This window comes from Shinella sp. JR1-6 (genome assembly GCF_004284735.1).
In the GTDB taxonomy this organism is placed as follows: domain Bacteria; phylum Pseudomonadota; class Alphaproteobacteria; order Rhizobiales; family Rhizobiaceae; genus Shinella.
Map to the genome: position 1 here is coordinate 304,966 of NZ_SHMI01000003.1, position 24,280 is coordinate 329,245.

A 24,280-nucleotide genomic window follows, 5' to 3' on the forward strand; every position below is an offset into this window, starting at 1 on the left:
GGGAGTGCCGTCCACGCAGGAGGCCTTCACCGGCGGGCGTTTCTCCCGGATGTGCATAATACATGCGGCCAAACGATGACAAGAGCGCGGCGACGCTTACTCGAAGCCGGTCAGCGTCGTGTCGCCGACATTGATGTCGCCGAGCGTGCGGAACATCAGCCGCGCACCGATCGACCAGTCGTTCGCCGTCGTGCCGGATTTGTCGCGCGTCTGCTCGTAGACGATCGAGAACACGGTGTCGCGATCGTCATAGGAGAAGCCGATGCCGTTGCGCGACAGGCTCTGGCGCTTGATGTCGTAGGTCAGCGACCCGAACACCGACCAGTAGTCCTGGAACTTGAAGGCCGCGGCGCTCTGGATTTCGCTGGAATCGTCCGCCAGACCATAGGCCGGTTGCGCGGCGATGCGCGTATAGGTGATTTCCGTCTCGAAGCGGGCACCGTCGAAGCGCACCGAGGTGTCGGCACGACGCATCGAGAAGTCATCCTTGTCGAGGCGCGCGCTGTGGGCAATCGACAGGCCGTTCGGCAGATCGATGCCGGCCATGCCGACATAGTCGGACGAATCCGTCTCCAGGCCCGAATTGGCGCCGACATTGACGAGATCGGGCGTTGCGAAGGAGTTCACGCCGCCCAGATGGAAGGACTGGCCGATGATCGAGCGCAGGCGAAGGCCGTTGTCGAAGGTGCCGGTATAACGCAGGCCCAGATTGGCGCGCGAACCGCCCTCGATCCGGTCGAAGCCGGAAAACTTGTCGCGCTCGAAGAGGTTGGTGGCGTCGAAGACGAAGCTCTGGGCGTCCTCGTTCGGCAGGCCGCCGGCATGGTCTTCGTCCGGACGCAGGTAGATCTGTGCGATCGGCTCGAAGAGATGCGTGCTGTAGTCGGTCGTCGCCAGGATCGGATAACGGGCTTCGAGGCCGGCGGTCAGCATCGTGCGGGTCGTGCTGTTGTCGTCGACATAGTTGCCGGCATAGCCGAGGCCCGGGTCGGTCATGTCGAGGCGGTGGATATCGCCGCGCGCCGCGAGCAGGGGGGTCAGAACAAGGCCGCCCGGCACGACGAACTGGCGCCGCCATTCGACCTCGCTGGTCAGCCGCGTCGTGCCGCCGGCAAGGCCGCGGAAGCGGTCGTTGCCGCGCACGCTGTAGGCGTCGCGCAGGTCGCGTTCGACATTGGTGATGTTCGTGGTGATCGACAGCTCGCCGCCAAGCACCGGCTGCGGCACGATATATTCGTGGTCGAGCGTCTGGGCGATCGCCTGCTTGCGCTCCAGACGGTCCTGCGGATCGGCGTCCTGCACGTCGAAATAGAACGAGCGCAGGTCGAAGACGTTCCGGTCGCCAAGGCCGGTCAGGTAGATCTGGTTGACGTGGATACGGTCTTCCAGGCCGTCGAGATCGTAGGTGCGCGAGAAGTTGTTGTCGGTCTGCGCCATGACATCCCAGCCGAAGGACCAGCGGGGGTTGATCTTGAAGCGGCCTTCGGAGGCAACCATGCCGCGGAAGTCGTCGCGTCGGTCACTCGTGCCGGCGGTGAACACACCGGGGTTCCACTGGTCGATGCCGGCAGCACGCAGCGTGATCTGGCCGTTGTGGAAGCGCTTGCGGAATTCACCCTCGACGAGGAAGCCCTGACGGGTCAGGACGGTCGGCGAGAGGGTCGCGTCCATGTCCGGCGCGATGGCGAAATAATAGGGCGTCGTGATGCCGAGGCCGAGCTTCTGTTCGTAGCTGAACTGCGGGAAGAGGAAACCGCTCTTCCGCTTGACCGTATGGTCCGGCACTTCCAGCACGGGAATATAGGCGATCGGCTTGCCGAACATCTCGAAGCGCGCGCGCTCCATGCGGATGGTCTTGGTGCGGCCGTTCTGGACGACGCGCTCGGCCTTGACCTGCCAGAGCGAGCGGTGCGTGGGGTTGGTGGCACAGGGCGTGCAGGCGGTGTAGACGGCGTGGTTGAGGATCATCTCCTCGCCGTTGACGCGCTCGCCGCTGGTTGCCGCCAGCTTGGTAAGGTCCGTGGTCTCGATGCGCAGCGCATTGACGAAACCGTTGGCGAAATCGTCCGACAGGTCCATCTCGTCGCCATAGACGCGATTGCCGGTCGGCTCGATGAGCTCGATATTGCCATGCGCCGTCAGGCGGCCGGTCTGCTGGTTGTACTCGACCTGGCGCGCGACGAGCTTGTAGCCGCCATAGTTGATCTGCACCGCGCCGCGGGCGATCACCTTTTCCGTATCCTTGTTATAGACGAGCTCGTTGGCCGCCAGCAGCAGCTTGGCGTCGTCGGAAATCTTCGGTTCCATCGACTGGATGTCGGGTGCCTGCGCCCGGGCGGGGAGCGCGGACACGATGGCGCACATGGCCGCACCTGCAAGCAGGGCGGCTTTCAACCACCGATTCGTTTTGCGGTCGCCTGCCGCCACTAGCCATCCTCCTGATGGAGAAGAATCGTCGCGCCCAAGGACATTGCGACGACCACTGGGAGCCAGGCCGCAACGAACGGAGGTACAACACCGCTGCTTCCGAATGCTTTCACAAGCACGGTGACGACATAAAGCATGAAGCCCGACAGGATGCCACCCAGAATCACCGCACGCGATTGATTAAACCGGCTAAATTTCAATGATACACAGGCTGCGATCAGCGTCATGGCAACCAGAAGCAGCGGCAGGGACAGCATGGAATGGAACTGGGTTTCCATTGCATCCGTGGGGAAGCCGAAGGACTTGGCCGCCTCGATCTTGCGTCCAAGGCTCAAAAACGGAATGGATTCAGGCTTTTCGAGGCTCTCCTGAACGAATTCCCGTTTCAGGTTGGTACGAAGCTGTACCTCGTCGAGACGGACCGGCAATTCGCCGTTGCGCGTCTCGTGCACGTTCTTAAGCAACCAGTAACCATCTTCTAAGGTCGCCGAATCGGCGTCCTGCCGCAGAACGATGCGGCCGTCGGGATCGAAGTGGATAACGGTGACGTTCACAAGGCGCGTACCGCCGTCGAGAACGGCCTTGGCGCCGATGATCGCCTGGTCGTTGCCGTAGATCTGGCGCAGCCACGGTACGGCGGTCTCGGTGCGTGCGGCGTTGCTGGCGCCCCAGCCCGCTTCCAGCTCCGCGGCCTTCTTCGAGCCCCAGGCGGCGATCGGATTGATGGCGAGTACGGCGGTGATGCCGAACAGGAAGGCGCCGATGATGAAGGGGCGCAGGAACTGCCAGACCGAAATGCCCGCCGCGCGCGTGACGACGAGTTCGTAGCGCCGGTTGAGCGAGATCAGCGCTGCCATGCCGGCAAAGAGCGCGACGAAGGGCACGGTCTGCATCAGGATGGTCGGGATGCGCAGCGCCGTCACCAGGAGGCCGCTGGTGATGGTATAGCCCGGCAGCACGCCGACACGGTTCGACATCTCGCTGAAATCGATGATGAAGATCAGCGAGAAGATGCCGAGCAGGAACCAGACGGTGGTGATGATGTAGCGGCGGAAGAAATAGAAGCCGAGCGTCGGGATCATGGCGTGCCGCTCCCGCCGGCGGGGGTGGAGCCTGCCCGCGAAAAGCGGGTCATGAGCCGGTCGCGCAGGTCCGTCAGCCGCTCGCCCAGCGTCACGGGAATGTCGAGGCTCTTGTTGCGCCCGAGATAGCGGATCGCCAGCGCCGCGGTGATGGCCGGAATGAGATACATGATGGGAATGTAAAAGGCGGAATCGTCCGCGTTGTTCGATGCGTAGAAGCTCGTCCAGCGCACGAAGAGGGCGGTCAGCAGCGCCGTGATCATCGGATGGACGCGCGCCTCGCGGTGCGAGCGGGCATCGCCGCTGACGACGAGCGCGATGAGGCCGAAGACCGCCGGGAAGAGCCATTCGGTGAAGCGGCGGTGGATCTCGGCGGTGAAGGCGCCGGGGTTCTTCTTGTATTGCGGATCGTTGGGATCCGGGTCGAAGAGATAGATGAGATCGCGATCCTTGGCCCTGATGTTGGATTTGCCGACGCTCTGGGTGAGGTCGGCAAGGTCGAAGGCATAGGAATCGAACTTGATGATCGAGACGTTGCCGTCCGGCAGCTTGCGGTGCACCTCGCCGTCCTTCATGACGAGCGCCGAGCTGTTCTCGTCCACCGCGCCCTCGCGGGCATAGTAGACGAGCTCGAAGCGCGGGTCGCGCGTATCGGCGACGAAGAGGCCGGAGAGCACGCCGCCATTGCGCCGCTCCGCCACCTGCACATAGAGGCCGTCGGTGATCTTGCGGAAGGTGTTTTCCTGCACGACGGCGGACAGCATGTCGGCATGGGCCGTGGCGATCATCTTGCGCACGGCGGTGCGCGAATAGGGTTCGACGAAGTTGTCGACGGCGAAGGAGACGAAACTCATCGCCACGGCGAGGATCATCACGGGGCGGATGATCGTCATGCGCGAGGCGCCGGCCGAATTCAGCACGGTCAGCTCCGAATCGGAGTTCATCACGGTCAGCGTCTGCGACACGCCGATAACGAGTGCGAAGGGCAGGATGATCGGGATGACCGAAGGCAGGACCAGCGACGCCAGCTTCAGGAAGGCGAAGATCGACTGGCCGCTGTCGGTGACGAGATTGATGCTGCCGAGCGCCTGCGTGACCCAGACGATGCCGAGCAGGGGCACAAGCGTGGCGACGAACATGAGCGACGCCCGCCGCAGGATATAGCGCTCGATCAGTTTCATCGTTTCGTCCGCGTTTCCGACAAGCGGCTCCGGCCTCGTGCGGGGGCACCCATCGGAACAGCCATGGGCATATAAGCTTTCTTCAGGCTGATGCCATAGGCGGGAGTCTCTCCGGCCAAGGAAAATTTATGGCGAACAAGCATGCCTAACCATCTGTAAACAAGGTGTCGCATCTTGCCAAGCGCCGCAAAAGCGACAAGGAATTGATGAGATTGGCGGCCTCCCTGGCGGGATGACAGGCCTGCCGGCATTCATTCGGAGTAAGTCATGGCTTCCAGATTCGACATCGGTTTCGCAAAGACGGCACGCGCTTCGGGCGGCCTTGCGATCCTCCTGCAGATTGCGAACGAGACCCCGGCCGGTCTCGGCGAGGTCGATCCGGAAGGTGTCGTCACCCGCGCGGCGGGTGTTGCGAAATTTTCGGGCAAGGCGCTGAAGACGCTCGACGTTCTGGCGCCGCACGGCGCCCCTGTCGACCGCATCCTCGTGCTGGGCCTCGGCGAGGCGGAAAAGCTGGTGGCTCACGACTGGCTGAAGGCCGGCGGCGCCGCTGCCGGCAGGATCGGCCGCGCCGAGAAGGTGACGATCTATCTCGATGCGCCCGGCGCCACCGTGACGGCAAAGAACGCCGCCGATTTCGCCCTCGGCATGCAGCTCGGCGCCTACAGCTTCGACACCTACAAGACGAAGAAGAGCGACGACGACGAGGCGAAGAACGGCAAGGCCGTCAAGGTGACGGTCGTCACCGCCGTGGCGAGCGCAGCCAAGAAGGCGAACGAGGTGTCCGATGCCGTCGCCGAGGGCGTGATTCTCGCCCGCAACCTCGTCAACGAGCCGGCCAACGTGCTTGGCCCCGTCGAGTTCGCCGACAAGGCCAAGGCGCTCGAAAAACTCGGCGTCGAGGTGGATATTCTCACCGAGCGCGAGATGAAGAAGCTCGGCATGGCGGCGCTGCTCGGCGTCGCGCAGGGCTCCGTGCGCCCGCCGCGCCTTGCCGTCATGCAGTGGAAGGGCGGCAAGGACAAGGATCGGCCGATCGCCTTCATCGGCAAGGGCGTCGTCTTCGATACGGGCGGCATCTCGATCAAGCCGGCCGCCGGCATGGAGGACATGAAGGGCGACATGGGCGGTGCTGCCGCCGTCATCGGCCTGATGCACACGCTTGCCGCCCGCAAGGCGAAGGCGAACGTCGTCGGCATTCTCGGCCTTGTGGAAAACATGCCCGACGGCAACGCCCAGCGCCCGGGCGACATCGTCAAGTCGATGTCCGGCCAGACGATCGAGGTCATCAACACCGATGCCGAAGGCCGACTCGTGCTGTGCGATGCGCTCTGGTACTGCAACGAGACCTTCAAGCCGCAGTTCATGGTGAACCTTGCAACGCTGACCGGCGCGGTCATGGTTGCGCTCGGCAGCCACCATGCCGGCCTGTTCTCCAACGACGACACGCTCTCCGCGCGCCTCACCGCCGCCGGCCTTTCGACGAATGAGCGCCTGTGGCGCATGCCACTCGGCCGCGAATACGACAAGATGATCGACAGCAAGTTCGCTGACATGAAGAACACCGGCGGCCGCTATGCCGGCTCGATCACCGCCGCGCAGTTCCTGCACCGCTTCGTCAAGGACACGCCCTGGGCGCATCTCGACATCGCCGGCACCGCCATGGGCTCGCCCACCGACGAGATCAACCAGTCCTGGGGTTCGGGCTTCGGCGTGCGCCTGCTGGATGAGCTGGTGCGCGCGAACTACGAAGGGTGAGGAGAGGGTGAGCGAAGTCCTCTTCTACCACCTGACCGAATCGAAGCTCGAGGATGCGCTGCCGCCGCTCGTCGACAAGAGCCTCGAGCGCGGCTGGCGCGTCGTCGTGCAGACCGGCGATGCGGAGCGCCGCGATGCGCTCGACACACATCTTTGGACCTTCCGCGAGGACAGTTTCCTGCCGCATGGCACCGACGAACAGGCCTTTCCCGCCGAGCAGCCGGTGCTGCTGACCACCGCATTCGACAATGCGAACGGCGCGACGGTGCGCTTCCTCGTCGCCGGTGCCGCGCCGCCGCCGCTCGATGCCTATGAACGCGTCATCTTCATGTTCGACGGCTACGACCAGGCCGAGGTGGAAACGGCGCGCGAACACTGGAAACGCCTGAAAGGCGAGGGGCACCAGCTCACCTACTGGCAGCAGAACAGCGACGGCCGCTGGATGAAGAAGGCCTGACCGCGTTGCGGCAGGCCTTGCTTCCGGGAGTTTGTGGGTATATACCCGAAAAAATGCCCAGGGATCTCTGTCACTGCATCGTGCTGCGCAAGGCCTCGCGACGGGTCTCGTCCTACTATGACGAGGCGCTGGCGCCGCTGGGGGTGAACATCGCGCAGTTCAGCCTGCTCCGAAACATCCATCGCATGGCACCCGTCTCGCTGACGGATCTCGGCGCGCGCGTCGAGCTCGACCGGTCGACGGTCGGCCGCAACGCCAAGGTGCTGGAGCGCATGGGGCTGATTGCGATCCAGCCCGGCAAGGACCAGCGCGAGGCGGTTCTGACCATCGCAGAACCCGGCCACGCGGTGCTGCGTGAAGGCTCGCCGCTATGGGATGGCGTGCAGGACGCGATCGAAGCCCGCTTGGGTCCCGACGGTACGGAACGGCTGCGGGAACTGCTCGCGGCGCTCTGAGTTTTTGGCTTGAAAGGGGTATATGCCTGCTAATACGGGCATATACCCGAAAAACGCGCTGCATAGCGCAGGTGGGAAGGGATTTACGGATGTTCTCGACAGGCGTCGCCCGCTGGATGGCCGGCCGCAATCTTCACTACGGCTGGATGGTGGCCGCGACCACTTTCCTCACCATGCTGGCCACCGCCGGCGCGATGGGCTCGGCCGGTGTCATGATCCAGCCTCTGCACGAGGAGTTCGGCTGGGATATTGCCGACATCTCCTCGGCCATGGCCGTGCGGCTGGTGCTCTTCGGCCTGCTCGGCCCGTTCGCCGCCGCCTTCATGAACCATTTCGGCATCCGCCAGGTGGTGTCGACGGCGCTCGCCCTCATCATGGGCGGCATCGTCGCCTCCTTCTTCATGACGGAGGTCTGGCAGCTCCTGCTGCTCTGGGGCGTCGTCGTCGGGTTCGGCACTGGCATGACGGCGCTGGTGCTGGGAGCGACTGTCGCCGCGCGCTGGTTCGCGAAACGCCGCGGCCTCGTCGTCGGCCTGATGACGGCAAGCAGCGCCACCGGACAGCTCGTTTTCCTGCCGCTGCTCGCGGCGCTTACGGACGCCTATGGCTGGCGTTCGGCCCTTGCGCTTGCCGTTGCCGTCATCGCGGTCGCGATGGTGCTGGTGCTGCTTCTGATGCGTGATCATCCCGCCGATCTCGGCCTGCCGGCCTATGGTGAGACGACCGTCATCCGCCCCCCGAAACAGGACCACAATCTGCGCGCCACGCTGCTTGCGCCGCTCGTCACGCTGAAGAGCGTTTCCGGCAACGCGGTGTTCTGGGTGCTGTTCGGCACGTTTTTCGTCTGCGGCCTCTCGACCAATGGCCTCATCCAGACGCACTGGATTTCGATCTGCGGTGATTTCGGCATGGCGGCGGTCACGGCGGCCGGCACGCTTGCTGTCATCGGCATCTTCGATTTCTTCGGCACCGTCTTTGCCGGCTGGCTCTCCGACCGCTACGACAACCGCCTTCTGCTCTTCTGGTTCTACGGGCTGCGCGGCCTCTCGCTGCTCTACCTGTCCTTTTCCGGTTTCAGCGTGGTGGAGCTGTCGGTCTTCGCCGTCTTCTACGGCCTCGACTGGGTTGCCACCGTGCCGCCGACCGTCAAGCTTGCGGCGGAGAATTTCGGCCGCGAAAAGGCCGGCCTCGTCTTCGGCTGGGTCTTTGCCGGCCACCAACTCGGTGCGGCAACGGCGGCTTTCGGTGCCGGCTATCTCAAGAGCGACTACGACACCTACATGCCCGCGCTGCAGATCGCCGGCCTGATGTGCCTTCTTGCGGCGCTTTCTGTCCTGTTCCTCAAGCGTCCCGATCCGGCCCCGCTCGCCACGCAGGCGGGGTGAACGAAGCCCTGACGGAGAAGGCCCGCCGGGAGGCGGGCCTTTGCATGCAGGCTAATCGTAGAACATGTCGACGAACTTGCGCCGCCCGAGCATGAAGGCGTCGGCGACATGGCGCAGCGGCGCGAGATCGACATCCGATTGCCCGGTCTTCACCAGGTCGGCGAAGCGCCTGTAGAGCGTCGGATATTCCTGTTCCGGCTCTTCATGCACCAGCTTGCCGTCGACGGAGAGCTTTGCGCCGCCCTCCGACAGGACCATCTCGCCCGCCTCGGTCTGCGCAATGATGTCCCAGCTCTGCTTGCCGGTCTGCCGCCAGTCGAACTCGGCGGCGAGGTCGAGACCCCTGGCGTCGGTGAAGGTCATCGCGGCGGCGATCGGCGCATCGCGATTCTCCGGGAACTCCAGCGTGGCCGCGGTGATGAAGACCGGGCGCGGCAGGATATGGGTGACGATGGAGAGCGCGTTGATGCCCGGATCGAAGACGCCGAGGCCGCCGGCCTGCCAGATCCATTCCTGGTTCGGATGCCAGTGGCGCACGTCCTCCTTCCAGATCACCCGCATGGAACGGATCATCGTGCCGGCGAGGAAGGTCCTGGCCGCCTCGACGGCCGGTGCGTAACGCGAATGCCAGCTGGCAAAGAGTGACAGGCCCTTCGATGCCGCCAGTGCCTCGAGATCGGCGACTTCGGAGAGCGTCGCGCCCGGCGGCTTTTCCAGGAAGACGTGTTTTCCGGCCGAAAGTGCCTTTTCCGCCGCCTCGTAGCGATATTGCGGCGGCATGCAAAGCGAGACGGCATCGATGGCGGGCGCTTTGGCCAGCATCTCGTCGATCGACTTGAAATTGTCGATTCCATCGACCGTGCCGTGGCGGCTCGCCGCCGCGATCAGCTTGTAGTCGGCATTCTTCGCGACGGCCGGAAGATGCTGGTCGCGCACGATCTTGCCGACGCCGACGATTGCGAGATTGATCGGGGACATGGCTCCGCCCTCATTTGTATGATGATTTGGCGCTGTTGTAGCAGAACCGCCGAAGGGGGCAAGGGCGCGGTTGCGCCCATATCTGCCTATCGTTTGTGCAATGCGGCCGAAGCCGTATTCGCCTTTCGTCTAATGCAGGCCCTCAGGCCGGGAAAACCGGGCCGCGGACTTGAAACGAGCCTTGAAATCGGCACTCTGGCTGTGCTTGGCACCAAAGCAATAACATACCAAGCGGGGAGGAGTTCTCATGAAAGCGCTGCTGGCCTTCAGCCGGCTCATCGACGTGATCACGGAAAATATCGGGAAGGCCGTTGGCTGGCTAATCCTGATCGCCGTGCTCGTCAGTGCCGGAAATGCCATCGTTCGAAAGGTCTTCAACACATCGTCCAACGCCTGGCTCGAGGCGCAATGGTATCTGTTCGGCGGCGCCTTCATGCTCGCCGCCGCCTACACACTGTCCCAGAACGAGCACATCCGCATCGACGTGGTTTACGGCAAGTTCTCGCGCCGGGTGCAGCACTGGATCGACCTGCTCGGCCATTGCCTCTTCCTGATGCCCTTCGTGCTGCTGATGGTCTATTTCCTCGTGCCCTATGTGCTGATGTCCTATCGCTCTGGCGAGGGCTCTTCCAGCGCCGGCGGCCTCATCGTCTGGCCGGCGAAGGCGATTCTCCTCGGCGGCTTCCTGCTGCTGGCCTTCCAGGGTGTCTCCGAGATCATCAAGAAGATCGCCATCATGCGCGGCGACATGGAGGACCCGACGCCCTACGTGCCGACGCACGCGCCGCTCGATACGTCCGTCGCAGGGGAGAAGGGCGCATGATCGAGTTCATTGCGGAAAATCTCGCGCCGATCATGTTCATGTCGCTGATCGTGTTCCTGCTGCTTGGCTACCCGGTGGCATTCGCGCTCGCGGCGAACGGCCTGCTCTTCTTCGTCATCGGCGTGGAACTCGCGCCGTTTTCCGACACGATCAACCTCTCCTGGCCGCTTCTCAACGCGATGCCGGAGCGGCTCTGGGGGGTGATGTCGAACGACACGTTGCTCGCCATCCCGTTCTTCACCTTCATGGGGATCGTGCTGGAGAAATCCGGCATGGCCGAGGACCTGCTCGACACGATCGGCCAGCTCTTCGGGCCGATCCGCGGCGGCCTTGCCTATGCGGTCATCTTTGTGGGCGCGCTGCTTGCCGCCACCACCGGTGTCGTCGCCGCCTCGGTCATCGCGATGGGCCTCATCTCGCTGCCGATCATGCTGCGCTACGGCTATGACCGGTCCATCGCCTCGGGCGTCATCGCGGCCTCCGGCACGCTGGCGCAGATCATCCCGCCGTCGCTCGTCCTCATCGTGCTCGCCGACCAGCTCGGCCGCTCGGTCGGTGACATGTATGCCGGTGCGCTCATTCCGGGTCTGGTGCTGACCGGGCTCTATATGGGCTACATCCTGCTGATGACCTTCCTGAAGCGGGACTCCATGCCGGCGCTGCCGCTGGAGGCGCGTTCTCTCGGCTCGGGCGTGACGTCGCTCGCCATCGCGCTCGCCGTCGCGGCTGGTTTTGCCTATGCGGCACATATCTATCTCTATCCGACGCAAGGCGAGAACGCCGACATTCTCGGCGGCACCGTCGGCGTCATCTTCATCTACATCGTGGCGGTGGCGGACAAGACGCTCAACATCAACATGATGTCGCGGCTGGCCCAGCAGGTCATCATCGTGCTGATCCCGCCGCTGGCGTTGATCTTCCTCGTGCTTGGCACGATCTTCCTCGGCATTGCGACGCCGACGGAAGGCGGCGCCATGGGCGCTGTCGGCGCCCTCGCCATGGCGGCGGCCAAGGGCCGGCTTTCCCTGGAGGTGATCCGCTCGGCGCTGACGGCCACAACCCGGCTTTCGGCCTTCGTCTTGTTCATCCTCATCGGTGCGCGCGTCTTCTCGCTCACCTTCTACGGCGTGAACGGGCACCTGTGGGTCGAGCACCTGCTGGTCTCGATGCCGGGCGGCGAGACGGGCTTCCTGATCGCGGTGAACGTGCTGGTCTTCTTCCTGGCGTTCTTCCTCGATTTCTTCGAGCTCGCTTTCATCATCGTGCCGCTGCTCGCGCCGGCCGCCGACAAGCTCGGCATCGACCTCATCTGGTTCGGCGTGCTGCTCGGCATCAACATGCAGACGAGCTTCATGCATCCGCCCTTCGGCTTTGCGCTGTTCTACCTGCGCTCGGTCGCGGCCAAGGTGCCCTATCTCGACAAGGTGACCGGCAAGGTGACCCAGCCGGTGACGACGGGGCAGATCTACTGGGGCGCCGTGCCCTTCGTCGGTATCCAGATCCTCATGGTGGCGCTCACCATCCTCTTCCCGGGCATGGTCATGCACTACAAGGGTGAGGGCAGCGGCGTCGATCCGGCGACCATCAAGATCGAGGTGCCCGGCTTCGGTGGCAGCGACGGCGGCCTGCCCGGCCTGACACTGCCCGACAATGGCGGCGGCCTCGGCCTGCCGGGCGGCCTGCAGCTTCCCGCCGGCAATCCGCTGGAAGGCGGCGAGCAGAAGCCGGCCGAGCAGGGCGGAGAGCAGAAGCCCGCCACGGACCTGTCGAGCCCGCCGTCCTTCAACTGACGGGAACGACCGGGAGACGGACATGGGAACCGCCTGCAGCCGACGGGTTGCAGGCGGTTTTTCTTTTCCGCATTCTGCTTCCGCGGATGCCACGGGAGGAGTGTCGATGCGCTTTGTGAACCCCATCCCCTTCGTCCGCGATATCGCGCGTTCGAAGGCGTTCTACCGGGACAGGCTCGGGCTCGTGGTGCGGGAGGATTTCGGAAGCTTCGTGCTCTTCGAGACGGGCTTTGCCCTCCATGAGGGGCCGGCATTGGAAGAGACGATCTGGCAGGAGGCCTTGCCGGGGAACGAGCCCTACGGGCGGCGAAACCTGCTGCTCTACTTCGAACACGAGGATGTCGATGCGGCCTTCGACGCCATCGCGCCGCATGTGGACCTGATCCATCCGGTCGAGCGGCAGGCCTGGGGGCAGCGCGTCTTCCGCTTCTACGACCCCGACAGGCATGCGGTCGAGATCGGCGAGCCGCAGACCCTGTGAGGTTATTGCATGGTCTTGTGGCAAAGAAAAACCCCGGAGCATCGCTGCTCCGGGGTTTCTGCATCCCTATTCCGGCAGGCTTACAGCTTGTTGCTGCGCTGCTGGATCATCATGAAGGTGTCGTAGTTGTATTCGGCGATCTGGGCGTTGAGGTAGTACTCGCCGCGGAAGGCCTTGATCGATTCCCAGATCTTCTTGAAGGTCGGGTTCGAGGCTTCCATCTCGGCATAGACCTCGTTGGCGGCGTCGAAGCAGGCCGAGAGGATTTCCTGGCTGAACGGGCTGAGCTTCGCGCCGGCGGCGACGAGGCGCTTGATGGCCGAGGGGTTCAGGTAGTCGTATTTCTGCAGCATGTTCGCGTCGGTCGCCTGGCAGGCCGTGCGCAGCAACGACTGGTAGGCCTTCGGCAGGCCGTCGAAGGCCGCCTTGTTGAACATGGCATGCACCGTCGGGCCGCCTTCCCACCAGCCGGGATAGTAGTAGTAGGGCGCGACCTTGTAGAAGCCGAGCTTCTCGTCGTCATAGGGGCCGACCCATTCTGCGGCGTCGATCGTGCCCTTTTCGAGCGAGGGATAGATGTCGCCGCCGGCGATCTGCTGCGGCACGACGCCGAGCTTCTCGACGACCTTGCCGGCAAAACCGCCGATGCGCATCTTCAGGCCCTGCATGTCGGCGACAGTCTTGATTTCCTTGCGGAACCAGCCGCCCATCTGCACGCCGGTATTGCCGCCGGGGAAGCCGACGAGGCCCTGGGTGGCGAGGAATTCGTTGAAGAGGTCGATACCGCCGCCGTGGTACTGCCAGGCGTTCATGCCGCGGGCGTTGAGCGCGAAGGGCACGGCCGCGCCAAGCGCCCAGACCGGGTCCTTGCCCCAGTAATAGTAGGAAACGGTGTGCGCGGCCTCGACGGTGCCGGCGGACGCAGCATCGGCGGCCTGCAGGCCGGGCACGATTTCACCGGCGGCGAAAACCTGGATCTGGAAGTTGCCGTCCGTCGCTTCGGAGACGTATTTCGACAGCACTTCGGCGCCGCCATAGATCGTGTCGAGCGATTTGGGGAACGAGGAGGCGAGGCGCCAGTTGATCTTGGGATTGCTTTGCGCGATGGCCGGGGCCGCAAGCACGGTGGCGGCCGCACCGCCCACGCCGGCAACACCGGCCTTCTTCATGAATGAACGACGATCCATAGTTTTCCTCCCAATGGCGAGCGGTGGTTTTTCCGCCCTTTGTCATCGTCGGAAACCTAACCATGTCGGCAAGGGGGTTTCAAGCCGAGGTGGGGAAGAAGGTGAAAGCCTCTTCTACAACTTTCGTCTTAGGCGGCGATTCTCCGCTATCTGCCTGTTTTTTGAGCTTTTCCGGCGGTTTTCCGCAAGGTTGACAGCCTCTCGCGCGGTTGAAAGATTGAGCGCGGAGTATGGGATGGAAGGCACGGCATGGATATCGAGATTCGCAGGGCCTATCGCGACGAGCTGGTCGACATCCTGGAGCGGGCTGCCGCACAAGGGTGGAACCCGGGCCTTGGCGATGCCGCGCCGTTCTGGGCGGCGGACCCCGAAGGCTATCTCGTCGCCGAAGCGGACAAGCGCGTCGTGGGTACGATCTCGCTCGTGCGCTACGGTGCGGACTATGCCTTTCTCGGCTTTTACATCGTGGATCCGCAGGTGCGCGGGCAGGGCGTCGGCCTGCGCCTCTGGAATGCGGCGATGGATCTGGCCGGCGGCCGCCTGGTCGGCCTCGATGGGGTCGTCACCCAGCAGGAGAATTACCGCCGATCCGGCTTTGCCTACGCCCACGCCAATATCCGCCACGGGGGCCGGGTGGAGAGCGCCATGCCGACGGATTCGCGGCTGACGCCGGTCTCGCCCGTCCACATGCCGCTGATCGTCGACTACGACGCGCGCTTTACTCCGGCGCGCCGCGAGGCATTCCTGCGCGAATGGCTGAAGGAGCAGGAGACGCGCCAGAGCGTGGCGCTGCTGCACGGCACCGGCATTTCCGGCTACGGCACGATCCGCGCCAGCCGGGAGGGCTTCAAGATTGGCCCGCTGTTCTCCGACACCGATGTTGGCGCCGAGGTGATCTTCCGGGCGCTGGTCGCAAGCGTCGGTGGCGGGGAGATTTTTCTCGACATCCCTGCGCCCAATGCCGAGGCGAAGGCGCTTTGCGTGCGCCATGGTCTTTCGCCGGTCTTCGAGACCGCGCGCATGTACCGGGGCGCGGCGCCGGACCTGCCGCTCGGACACATCTACGGGATCACGAGCTTCGAGCTCGGCTGAGCGACCTTACCGGTCTGCCAGGGCGAGCAGTTGCGGTTCCGTGCCGCCCTTGTGGCGCAGCGTCACCACCGAATAGCCTTCCGCCTTTAGCTGCGCGAGCAGCGAGGGCAGCACGGCAGCGGTCCGCTTGTGGATGTCGTGCATCAGGATGATGCCGCGGCCGCGCTTGCGCAGGCCCTGCATGGTGCGGCTGGCGACGGAGGCGGGCGTCACCTTGAAGTAATCCTTCGAATCGACATCCATGTCCATGATGATGGTGCCGCGACGGGATACGGCGCTGCGCAGCGCGGACGTATCCGCGAGATAGGGGAAGCGGAAGAAATCCGGCTGGCGCGCGGTGGCGCGTTCCACGGCCTTCTCGCCCTTGCGGATTTCCGCCATGGCCGCCTCGAAGGCGAGATAGCGCAGATTGGCATGGCGATAGGTGTGGCTGCCGACGGTATGGCCGCGCGCCACAACCTTGCGGGCGATTGCCGGATAGGCGTCGGCCATCTGGCCGACCATCAGGAAGGTCGCCTTCACGCCATAGCTGTCGAGCGTGTCGAGGATCGCTTCGGTGCGGCCGGGCACGGGGCCGTCGTCGAAGGTCAGCACAACCTCCTTGTGCTTCAGCTTCAGGTCGCCGAGCGAGGCGACAGCGAGCGTGCGCCCGGCAAGGCCTGTTCGCCCGGCCCAGCGAGCCGGCGACATCGGCACGGGATCATCCGCGTCGAGCTTCTTCGCCGTCTCGGCCTCGGCAAAGGCGGTCTGGGTGGACGAGCGCGGCTTGGTCGTGTTGCAGCCGGCAAGAACGGAGAGGGCCGCCAGGGCGGCAAGAAGCAGGCGGCAACGCATCGGGAGCACTCGCAAGGCAATGATCTTGCGAGAACTTTTGTCAAATCATGGTTAATGAAGCGTTGCGCGGCCGGAAGGAAGGCGCGTTACCCGGCCATCGCCTCCTCATATTCCGCCGAAAGTTCCAGCCACTGTTCCTCGGCATCGTTGAGCTTGTCGGCTGCCATCGAGCGCAGCTTGGCCTTCTCCGCGGCCTTGGCCGGGCTCTTCTCGTAGAGCGCGGGATCTGCAAGCTCCACGTCAAGAAGCTGAATCTGCTTCTGCAGCTTTGCCGTCAGCGATTCGATTTCATTGATCTTTTTCTTCAGCGGGGCGAACTGCGCGCGCCGGTCCGCATTCGCCTTGCGCAGATCCGCCTTGCTGGTCTCGCCGCCGTTCGGGGTGGACTTGTCCTTGTCGTCCCTCTTGCCGGACTGGACGATGAGGCTGCGATATTCCTCCATGTCGCCGTCGAAGGTTTTTACCGTGCCGTTGTTGACCAGCCAGAGCCGGTCGACGGTCGCCTCGATGAGATGCCGGTCATGCGAGATGAGGATGACGGCGCCCTCATAGTCGTTCAGCGCCTCGATCAGCGCACGACGGCTGTCGATGTCGAGATGGTTGGTCGGCTCGTCGAGGATGAGCAGGTTCGGCGCGTCGAAGGCCGCAAGCCCCATCAGAAGGCGCGCCTTCTCGCCGCCCGAGAGATCCTTGGCGGCGGTCGACATCTTTTCCGTCGCAAGCCCCATCTGGGCAACGCGGGCGCGCACCTTCGCTTCCGGTGCCTCCGGCATCAGCCGGCGCACATGTTCGACCGGCGACTGGTCCGGAATGAGGTCGTCGAGCTGGTGCTGCGCGAAGAAGCCGATCTTCAGGCCCGGCGCGCGCTTCACCGCGCCCGATTCGGCCTCCAGCCGGCCGGAAATGAACTTGGCGAAGGTCGACTTGCCGTTGCCGTTCGAGCCGAGCAGGGCGATGCGATCGTCGTTGTCGATGCGAAGGTTGATCTGCTTGAGGATCGGCTTGCCCGGCACATAACCGACCGTGCCGCCCTCGATCGCGACGATCGGCGAGGCCGGCTGTTTCTCCGGCTCGGGGAAGGTGATCGGCTGTACATGCGTCTCGACGACGGCGGCGACCGTGCCCATGCGCTCCAGCGCCTTGACGCGGCTCTGCGCCTGCTTGGCCTTGGTCGCCTTGGCCTTGAAGCGGTCGATGAAGCTCTGCAGGTGTTTGCGCGCGGCCTCGTTCTTGGTCTTGGCCTTCATCTGCAGTTCGTCGGCCTCGGCCTTCTGGCGCTCGAACTGGTCGTAGGAGCCGCGGTAGAAGGTCAGCTTCTGCTGGTCGAGATGCACGATGGCGTTGACGGCGGTGTTGAGCAGGTCCCGGTCGTGGCTGATGATGATGACCGTGTGCGGATAACGCCGCACATAGTCCTCCAGCCAGAGCGTGCCTTCGAGGTCGAGATAGTTGGTCGGTTCGTCGAGCAGCAGGAGGTCCGGCTCGGAGAACAGCACGGCCGCCAACGCCACGCGCATGCGCCAGCCGCCGGAAAAGCTCTTTGCCGGGCGCTGCTGCGCTTCATGGTCGAAGCCGAGGCCTGCGAGGATGCTCGCTGCGCGCGCTTCCGCCGAATGGGCGCCGATATCGCCGAGGCGCGTTTGGATTTCGGCGATGCGGTGCGGGTCGGTCGCGGTTTCCGCTTCCTTCAGGAGGCTCGCGCGCTCCTTGTCGGCGGCGAGCACGATCTCGATCAGCGAATCGTCCGTGCCCGGCGCCTCCTGGGCTACCTGGCCGATGCGCGCGTTCTTCGGCAGCGAAATGCTGCCGGCCTCGGAGGCGAGCTGGCCGGTGATGACGCGGAACAGCGTCGACTTGCCGGTGCCGTTGCGGCCGACAAGACCCACCTTCACCCCGCTCGGCAGCGAAAGGGAGGCGTTGTCGATGAGGAGACGCCCGGCAACGCGGGCGGTGAGGCCGGAAATCGTGATCATGCCGGGTCTATAGAGCAATTTCCGCAAAAGTGCGAAGCGGTTTTGTGCCCGGAATTGCACCAAAAGGGACAGGCTGTTGGGGAACGATGCCCGCGTGCCGGCGGTATCAGGCGGCCGCGCCGCCGCGATAGCCCCGGCCGGCCCGGTCGGAGACCTCCGCCGAGTAGATTCTCAGCGCAATGCCGGCGTCGCCCGCATAGGCGAGAGCCTGCTCCGCCTGATCGTAGAACACGGCTGGCGACGCGGCCGCATCGCTCATCGAGACGCCGGCCGTCAGCGTCAGGAAGCCGGCGGGCAGTTCGCGGTCCATGAAGGGGAAGGGCTTTTCCGCGACGCGCACGGCAATGCGCCGGGCGATCGTCACGGCGATCTCGCGGCTGACATCCGGCAGCAGCAGGCAGAAGACATCCGGCCCGGTGCGCGCGACGAAATCACCCTTCTTGACCGAGCGGCGGAAGATGGCGGCAAGCCGCTTCAGCGTCTTTTCCGCAGCGCCCGCGGGATGGGTCTCGGCAAATTCCTTGAGCTGCTCGACGCGGAACATCAGCAGGCCGGCGGTCCCGCTCGCCGCCTCGGTCTGGTAGAAGGCCTTCAGCCGGCCGAGCAGGGCGGCATGATTGCCAAGGCCGGTCACGGGATCGTGGGTCAGCGCCTCGCGGCTGACGGAAAGACCCGAGCGTAGTCCGTCGAGATGGGCCTGCAGGTCTTCCATGCGCGCGGTAGCCGAACGATCGGCGCCGAGGATGTCGCGCAGGATCGACAGGAGCCGGACCGTATCGCTGGAGAAATCGGAAATGCCGAGCACCGGGTCCTTGCGCATGCGGGCGGCGATTTCCTCCAGCTCCTGCAGGGCGACCGCGCGGTTGCGCCGGCTGGCTTCCGCCGCCGCCGAGATTTCGGTGAGCACCCGCACGGCCTCGCCTGCCGCCTGGCCGGCGGCGAGCACGTTGTGGCTGGGCAGGGAGTGGCGCAGCGCGATCGAATCGAGCGCCGCCTGTTCCGGTGTCTTGCCGAGCGCCGCGATCTCGCGCGCCACGCTCGCATTGCCGTTCAGCGCCTCGAACAGCAGCTCATAGTTCCGCGGCAGGCCGGCGATGCCGAGATTGGCCATCACATGTGCGATGCGCGCCGTGATCGGCGGAACGGCGGGCTGCGTGTTCGGGGTGGTGCTGTCTTTGCTGCTCATGAAACGCCGTCGGGTGCTGCGCGGGCGGGCGCCGGCGCGGGAAGGGAACGATCGGCGTAACTATCGGATTGCGCGGTTAATTTTGCGTGTGCTGAAGAAAGATTCAGGCCAAAGTTGATAATGCGCAAGACGGAAGGGGCGGTGTGCGGCGGCATCCTGTGGACGCCGCCGCACGAGGGTATGGTTCAGAACCTCATGCCGTTCGGCGGGTAAGCGGGATCACCCGCATCACCTGTCCGATCACGGTCGAGCGGGCCGGTTCCTTGGTGCGGGGCGCGCGATTTTGCTGGAGTTCGCGCATCGCCGCCGCATATCCCTCCGCGCGCGCTTCCTGCAGCGCCACGTCAAGGGTCTTCTCGATCACCGGATAGCACTCCTCCGGCAGATAGGCATTCGGGGCGTCCGTGCCGTAAACCCGTGCCATCTTGCAAAGCGTACTGCCGAGCAGGGCTGCCCACTCTTCGGTCGTTCTTGCCATTTTTCTTCCCTCTTTCAGGAGAGGCCTGTGCCGTCCCGCATCAGCCTCAATGGCAGCGACTATCCCATTACCGATCGCCCGTGCCTGTCACTTAGGTGACAGGACGAAGCAGCCCCCTTAATCGATGCCGAGCGCTCCCATACACCCCAAGTGTATCACCACTATTGCAGGAACAGGAAGGGTCACTCGCCCTAAAATTTATAGGAATTCCTTTCCTTCGGTGCGCGCGAAGTAGATGAGATCGAGCGTAATGCTCGGCCCGCCGACCGCTGTCAGCATGCCGTGGCACTGGCCACGGTGGTGGGTCTGGTGGTTGAACATATGGGTGAGGGCGGGGCCAAGCGGATGGGTGATGACCGTCGGATTGGTGAGCGGGCTATAGGTGAAATCGGCGGCGATCGTCTCTTCCGAAAGCGAATCGGCATAGGCGACCAGCCGGGCGTCCTCCGCCTGTCGCGCCGCCCAGAGGCCGGAAAAATCCTCGTGGAGGATCGTATCGAGGCGCCTCGGGGCATCGCCCATGCCGGTGAAGCGTTTCATCCAGATGCGGTCGGCCGTGAGCAAATGGTTCAGCGTGCGGTGCAGCGAGCCGAAGAAAGTGCCGGTATCCCGACGAAACGCGTCGTCGTCGAGCTTGCCGACTTCGGTGTAGAGCGTACGGTTGGCCCAGGCATTGTAGGCGGCGAACATGCGGTAGTGGTCGAGCATCGTGGTCTCCGTGATCTGGCACAACTATAACCGAAGCGCAGATGGGCCGCGTGAATGCCACCCATGAAATTATGTGATTTGCGTAAGGCGTCATCCTGCGGTCCTATGGCGGGAAACCGAACGAAGAGGCTTTGATGACCCGACTGCTCTATGCGCTTTCCGGTGCCGACCGGACCCGCCAGTTTTCGCCCCATGTCTGGAAGACGGTGATGTCGCTCGCCCACAAGGGCCTTGCCTACGAGACGGTGCCGGTCGGCTTTACCGAGATCCCGGCCATCGAAGGCGGCAGCACGGCGACGGTGCCGCTCCTGCGCGACGGTGACCGGCTGGTGCGCGACAGTTTCGACATCGCGCTCTATCTCGACGAAGCCTATCCCGACCGTCCGTCGCTGTTCGGCGGGGAGGGCGGAAAGGCGATGGCCCGCTTCATCGAGAGCTGGTCGCAATCGATCCTGCACATGGCCGTCACCCGCATCGCCATCCTTGATATCCACAATCTCCTGGAGCCCGCCGACCAGACCTATTTCCGCCGCAGCCGCGAGGAACGCCTCGGCGCCTCGCTCGAGGACATCGCGGCGGCCGGCAAGGCGGAGGTCGAGGGCTTTTCGCGGAAACTGCAGCCGCTGCGCAACATGCTGAAGGTCCAGCCCTTCATCGGCGGCGAAGGCCCGCTCTTTCCTGATTACATCGTCTTCGGCGCGCTGCAATGGCTGCGCACGACGGCGGGCACGAAGGTGCTGGAGGAGGGCGATCCCGTTGCCGACTGGTTTGCCCGCTGCCTCGATCTGCATGGCGGCGTCGGCCACCGTGTGACGGCGGCGTGAAACTTTGCCGCTGGCGGCGCCAATCGCGGCGCCCCTCTTGTTTTGCCGGTCGTTGGCGGCTATGGAACCGGCCACTTTCACCGGAAAACCAAGGGAAACGGGAAAATGGCGATTGAACGCACCTTTTCGATGATCAAGCCGGACGCGACGAAGCGCAACCTGACCGGCGCGATCACCAAGATGCTCGAAGACGCGGGCCTGCGCGTCGTTGCTTCCAAGCGCGTCTGGATGAGCAAGCGCGAAGCCGAAGGCTTCTACGCCGTTCACAAGGAGCGTCCGTTCTTCGGCGAGCTCGTTGAAGGCATGACCTCCGGCCCGACGATCGTCCAGGTTCTGGAAGGCGAAAACGCCATCCTGAAGAACCGCGAAGTCATGGGCGCCACCAACCCGGCCAATGCCGACGAAGGCACGATCCGCAAGACGCACGCCCTGTCGATCGGCGAAAACTCGGTTCACGGTTCGGATGCTCCGGAGACCGCTGCTCAGGAAATCAAGTACTGGTTCTCCGACACCGAAATCGTCGGCTGAATCGGTTTCTCCGGCTCCGGCCGGAAACCTTTGACGGAACTTGAAAACCGGGGCCGAAAGGCCCCGGTTTTTATTGTGCCGGGTCGAACTTGAAGAGCGGCTGGCCGGCCAGGAGCAGTGCTTCGGCCGGGTGGTGCATGTAGCTCTGGCAGCCGCGATCGAGGCGCATTGCAAAATCGGTGGCGATGGCAACCTTCGTTTCGGCTGGCTCGACGGCAAGGACGAAATCGGCAAGACGGGCATGGTCGCCGGCGGCAAACAGCAGCTCTGCGACGATCGGCGCCTTTACAGGGTCTTTTGCAAGCGGCGTCAGCGGTACGGATGTCAGGGATTTTGAAAGCTCTGCCCACAATGGCCATTCCGCCTGGAATTTCAGGCTGATATCCGTCGGCGCCTCCGGGAGGACATCGGACTTGCCGGTGAGGTAGGGAGCAAGCGCGTCGATCGCCACGATCCGGTCGATGAGGTCCCGTATCGAGACATTGCTGGTCGGGGGAACGACGCGGCGCGTATTGATAGGCATGCTTTCGAGCGTCGTATCGACCACGGCGGGATCGGGCACGGCAGCGCGAAGGGTCCGATAGGCCAGCAGCCATGCAGGATCCAGAAGGCCTTCCGGCTTGATCCGCCCGGCCGTGATCTCGGCCAGAACCGCCGTCGCCGCTTTTTCCGCGGAGGCGACATCGCCGGTCTGGTTCAGATAGGTCATCAGGAAATCGCGCTCCGGCTCCTTCGCGGCCATAATCCAGATGGCATGCAGGCTTTTCTGCGTCGCCTGCATTGCGGCGTCAGGCACCGGGATTCGCGGCAAGGCCGGGTTGCCGACCAGCGCCGGCGCCCAGCTCCACATGCGCGTCAGGTCCGCGAGCATCGCTGCCTCGGGAAAACCGGCAACGAAGACCGGCCAGGCATTCGGGTCGCGCTGGCTCGCAACGAGCCCCGCCTGAAGGAAGAACAGCTTGTGGCGGCCTGCCGATGCGGCGAGCCTGGCCTTCTCCTCGTCGGGCCGGTCCGCGATGGCGGGCACGATCCGCCCGCTTATCGGGATCTGCCGTTCCGGCGGCAGGCTGGCGATGGCGGCCAGCAATTTGTCGCCATCGCCATGCACCAGGATTGCCCGCACGGTGGAGATCAGCCCGTTCAGTTGAACCGGATCGGCGTTGCCCAGCGCGTCGAACCCGTCTCGCGCCCCATCGATGGCGCCGGCAAGATCGATGGCTTCGCGCACGCCGGCATCGCGCAGTCCGTGGGCGAGCTTGGTCGCCTCGTCCATGGAAAGGCGGCCGTAGCGGATTTTCAGATAGGCGGCTTCCGCCCCGAAACCGCGTGCCTTCAATCGCGGCAGCTTTTCCCGGTCGGCCAGCACCGTATCAGAAAATGCGAGGATGGCGGGCTTTGCTGGACAGGTCGCGGCTTCCTCGGCATAGGCCGCAGGAGAGAAAACGGACAGGCCGAGAACCAGGGCAGGCAGGAATCGCATCGGTCCGATCCTCCGGGAAGCAGCTTTGGAGGGAACGCACGAACCCTGGCGAATATTCGTCAGTCGGTGGGGCAGGTCGCCATTTCGAAATGCGCCGGCGCCTTGCCGTCCTTGAACACCTCCGGGTTCTTGTCGTAGCCGGGGCCGACGACCAGCGCCTTTGCCGGCAGGATGCTCTGGTCGACATTGGACGTAACCTGGGTTTCCAGGCTTTGCAGCACCGCGCCGTCTGGCCCGACGACCCGGATGGTCACCTTGTAGGGAACGCCCTTCTTCACGCAGGAGATGTCCGGACTCTCCAGCGCGACGCGGGTGAGGTTGGCAAACAGCTTGCGCTCCAGCGTCAGCGGCGCGCCGCCCGCCGGGTTTTCGAACTCGGCCCGAACCACGGAGCCTTCCGGTACCGGTTCTGTCCGGTCGAGCGTCACCATGTAGGTGGCGTAGGCGAGGCGGTAGTTGAAGACGAACATCTTGCCCGTCAGCTTGAGCGGATCCGGTCCCGTCTCGCGCTGGCAGGCGGCAAGCGAAAGCAGGAGCGGCAGAAGGATCAGCCAGGACGTTCTCATGGCCCTTTCTCCTCGCGGTTGCGGTGATAGTGGCGGCTGGCCTTTGCCCGGTTGCCGCAGACCGCCATGTCGCACCAGGCGCGCGAACGGTTGCGGCTGCGATCGAGGAAGAGCCAATGGCAGTTCGGGCAGATTTTCAGGCGCTCCGGCTCGGGCTGCGCGAGCAGGAGCAGGGCGGAGCGCGCCGTCGCGGTATCGAGCGCCTGCGGTCTTGTCCCCGAGCGACGCAGCGTGGCGGCGATGGCCTCCAGGAGACCGGCAAGCAGCGCCGGCGTTCCCTGGCCCAGCACTTCGGCACGAAAATGCCGGTCGATCGCCTCGCGCAGCGCGAACAGTCCCGCGCGTGCATCCTCGCGCACCGGTTCGAGCGAACCGAAAAGTGCGCGTTCCGCCCCGTGCCGGCCTGCTCCGGCGGGGAAGGCGTCCATGACGGCAGGATCGGCGAAACGGTCGATCCGCCGCTCGGGATCACCGCGCAGCACGACCGAATTGGCGACATCGAGGGCGAGTGCGCCGCCGGAGAAACGATGCGGGGTCCAGAAGAAGGTCATGCGATATTCTAACTGGTAAAAGTGTTTTTGCCAGTTATAATTTGCGCGCTCCTCCA

At 64.3% G+C, this 24,280-nt stretch carries 23 protein-coding genes; 10 read left to right on the forward strand and 13 right to left on the reverse strand.

Annotated elements, in window-relative coordinates:
* Positions 1-96: 96 nt before the first annotated feature.
* Genes EXZ48_RS06725 through lptF form a run of 3 tightly spaced genes read right to left on the reverse strand, consistent with a single transcriptional unit; the run spans position 97 to position 4,690 of the window.
* Positions 97-2,427, reverse strand: a complete 2,331-nt coding sequence (locus EXZ48_RS06725) for an LPS-assembly protein LptD (protein WP_023513991.1) — start codon at positions 2,425-2,427, stop codon at positions 97-99.
* Positions 2,427-3,509, reverse strand: coding sequence for an LPS export ABC transporter permease LptG (gene lptG, locus EXZ48_RS06730; protein ID WP_050742899.1), 1,083 nt, complete (start codon positions 3,507-3,509; stop codon positions 2,427-2,429). The genes EXZ48_RS06725 and lptG overlap by 1 nt, the downstream gene beginning before the upstream one ends.
* On the reverse strand, positions 3,506-4,690 hold the full coding sequence (gene lptF / locus EXZ48_RS06735) for an LPS export ABC transporter permease LptF (RefSeq protein WP_023512335.1): 1,185 nt from the start codon (positions 4,688-4,690) through the stop codon (positions 3,506-3,508). Before lptF ends, lptG begins: the two co-directional genes overlap by 4 nt.
* A 267-nt stretch (positions 4,691-4,957) precedes the next feature.
* Here lptF and EXZ48_RS06740 point away from each other — a divergent pair, with 267 nt between their 5' ends.
* The 4 genes from EXZ48_RS06740 (at position 4,958) to EXZ48_RS06755 (ending at position 8,745) form a co-directional block, all read left to right on the forward strand.
* On the forward strand, positions 4,958-6,448 hold the full coding sequence (locus EXZ48_RS06740; protein WP_023512334.1) for a leucyl aminopeptidase: 1,491 nt from the start codon (positions 4,958-4,960) through the stop codon (positions 6,446-6,448).
* 7 nt (positions 6,449-6,455) lie between these two features.
* Complete coding sequence (locus EXZ48_RS06745) at positions 6,456-6,905, forward strand: DNA polymerase III subunit chi (protein ID WP_023512333.1); 450 nt, start codon at positions 6,456-6,458, stop codon at positions 6,903-6,905.
* 53 nt (positions 6,906-6,958) lie between these two features.
* Positions 6,959-7,360: a MarR family winged helix-turn-helix transcriptional regulator gene (locus tag EXZ48_RS06750; protein ID WP_130514959.1), complete on the forward strand. Its 402-nt coding sequence runs from the start codon at positions 6,959-6,961 to the stop codon at positions 7,358-7,360.
* Positions 7,361-7,449: 89 nt separating this feature from the next.
* Positions 7,450-8,745: an MFS transporter gene (locus tag EXZ48_RS06755; RefSeq protein WP_130514961.1), complete on the forward strand. Its 1,296-nt coding sequence runs from the start codon at positions 7,450-7,452 to the stop codon at positions 8,743-8,745.
* A 51-nt stretch (positions 8,746-8,796) separates the two neighbouring features.
* Here the strand turns inward: EXZ48_RS06755 and EXZ48_RS06760 are convergent, their stop codons facing one another.
* Positions 8,797-9,723: a Gfo/Idh/MocA family protein gene (locus tag EXZ48_RS06760; RefSeq protein WP_130514963.1), complete on the reverse strand. Its 927-nt coding sequence runs from the start codon at positions 9,721-9,723 to the stop codon at positions 8,797-8,799.
* Positions 9,724-9,970: 247 nt separating this feature from the next.
* On the opposite strand from EXZ48_RS06760, the gene EXZ48_RS06765 reads away from it, so the two are divergent.
* The 3 genes from EXZ48_RS06765 to EXZ48_RS06775 all read left to right on the forward strand — a co-directional run bounded on the left by EXZ48_RS06765 (position 9,971) and on the right by EXZ48_RS06775 (position 12,817).
* Positions 9,971-10,546, forward strand: coding sequence for a TRAP transporter small permease subunit (locus tag EXZ48_RS06765; RefSeq protein WP_050742904.1), 576 nt, complete (start codon positions 9,971-9,973; stop codon positions 10,544-10,546).
* A complete protein-coding gene (locus tag EXZ48_RS06770; RefSeq protein WP_023516230.1) occupies positions 10,543-12,336 on the forward strand; it encodes a TRAP transporter large permease subunit in 1,794 nt (597 codons plus the stop codon). Before EXZ48_RS06765 ends, EXZ48_RS06770 begins: the two co-directional genes overlap by 4 nt.
* 106 nt (positions 12,337-12,442) lie before the next feature.
* On the forward strand, positions 12,443-12,817 hold the full coding sequence (locus EXZ48_RS06775) for a VOC family protein (protein ID WP_130514965.1): 375 nt from the start codon (positions 12,443-12,445) through the stop codon (positions 12,815-12,817).
* A gap of 80 nt (positions 12,818-12,897) precedes the next feature.
* Here the strand turns inward: EXZ48_RS06775 and EXZ48_RS06780 are convergent, their stop codons facing one another.
* On the reverse strand, positions 12,898-14,004 hold the full coding sequence (locus EXZ48_RS06780; protein WP_023516232.1) for a TRAP transporter substrate-binding protein: 1,107 nt from the start codon (positions 14,002-14,004) through the stop codon (positions 12,898-12,900).
* 249 nt (positions 14,005-14,253) lie between these two features.
* Between EXZ48_RS06780 and EXZ48_RS06785 the strand changes: the two genes are divergently transcribed.
* On the forward strand, positions 14,254-15,096 hold the full coding sequence (locus EXZ48_RS06785; protein ID WP_130514967.1) for a GNAT family N-acetyltransferase: 843 nt from the start codon (positions 14,254-14,256) through the stop codon (positions 15,094-15,096).
* 6 nt (positions 15,097-15,102) lie between these two features.
* On the opposite strand, the gene EXZ48_RS06790 is transcribed toward EXZ48_RS06785, so the two are convergent.
* The 5 genes from EXZ48_RS06790 to EXZ48_RS06810 all read right to left on the reverse strand — a co-directional run bounded on the left by EXZ48_RS06790 (position 15,103) and on the right by EXZ48_RS06810 (position 20,275).
* Positions 15,103-15,930: a polysaccharide deacetylase family protein gene (locus EXZ48_RS06790; RefSeq protein ID WP_130514969.1), complete on the reverse strand. Its 828-nt coding sequence runs from the start codon at positions 15,928-15,930 to the stop codon at positions 15,103-15,105.
* An 86-nt stretch (positions 15,931-16,016) separates the two neighbouring features.
* Positions 16,017-17,903: an ABC-F family ATP-binding cassette domain-containing protein gene (locus EXZ48_RS06795; RefSeq protein WP_023516344.1), complete on the reverse strand. Its 1,887-nt coding sequence runs from the start codon at positions 17,901-17,903 to the stop codon at positions 16,017-16,019.
* Between the two features lie 106 nt (positions 17,904-18,009).
* Complete coding sequence (locus EXZ48_RS06800) at positions 18,010-19,089, reverse strand: GGDEF domain-containing protein (protein WP_130514971.1); 1,080 nt, start codon at positions 19,087-19,089, stop codon at positions 18,010-18,012.
* Positions 19,090-19,282: 193 nt separating this feature from the next.
* Positions 19,283-19,567 carry a hypothetical protein gene (locus EXZ48_RS06805; RefSeq protein WP_023515476.1) on the reverse strand — a complete coding sequence of 95 codons (285 nt, stop codon included), beginning with the start codon at positions 19,565-19,567 and terminating at the stop codon, positions 19,283-19,285.
* Positions 19,568-19,765: 198 nt separating this feature from the next.
* The gene (locus EXZ48_RS06810; protein WP_130514973.1) at positions 19,766-20,275 is read right to left on the reverse strand and encodes a DinB family protein; all 510 of its coding nucleotides are present in this window, start codon (positions 20,273-20,275) and stop codon (positions 19,766-19,768) included.
* Between the two features lie 134 nt (positions 20,276-20,409).
* Here EXZ48_RS06810 and EXZ48_RS06815 point away from each other — a divergent pair, with 134 nt between their 5' ends.
* Both EXZ48_RS06815 and ndk read left to right on the forward strand, forming a co-directional pair.
* Complete coding sequence (locus tag EXZ48_RS06815) at positions 20,410-21,099, forward strand: glutathione S-transferase family protein (RefSeq protein ID WP_130514975.1); 690 nt, start codon at positions 20,410-20,412, stop codon at positions 21,097-21,099.
* Between the two features lie 105 nt (positions 21,100-21,204).
* Entirely contained in the window at positions 21,205-21,627 is a 423-nt protein-coding gene (ndk, locus tag EXZ48_RS06820) for a nucleoside-diphosphate kinase (protein WP_050742909.1), read from the forward strand.
* Between the two features lie 70 nt (positions 21,628-21,697).
* Here ndk and EXZ48_RS06825 read toward each other — a convergent pair whose 3' ends face one another.
* The 3 genes from EXZ48_RS06825 to EXZ48_RS06835 are packed head-to-tail and all read right to left on the reverse strand — an operon-like array spanning position 21,698 to position 24,224.
* Complete coding sequence (locus tag EXZ48_RS06825; protein WP_130514976.1) at positions 21,698-23,107, reverse strand: hypothetical protein; 1,410 nt, start codon at positions 23,105-23,107, stop codon at positions 21,698-21,700.
* A 59-nt stretch (positions 23,108-23,166) separates the two neighbouring features.
* Positions 23,167-23,673, reverse strand: coding sequence for a hypothetical protein (locus tag EXZ48_RS06830; RefSeq protein WP_023515481.1), 507 nt, complete (start codon positions 23,671-23,673; stop codon positions 23,167-23,169).
* Positions 23,670-24,224 (reverse strand): CGNR zinc finger domain-containing protein, encoded by a 555-nt coding sequence (locus EXZ48_RS06835; RefSeq protein WP_130514978.1) that lies wholly within the window; start codon positions 24,222-24,224, stop codon positions 23,670-23,672. Before EXZ48_RS06835 ends, EXZ48_RS06830 begins: the two co-directional genes overlap by 4 nt.
* Positions 24,225-24,280: the final 56 nt, after the last annotated feature.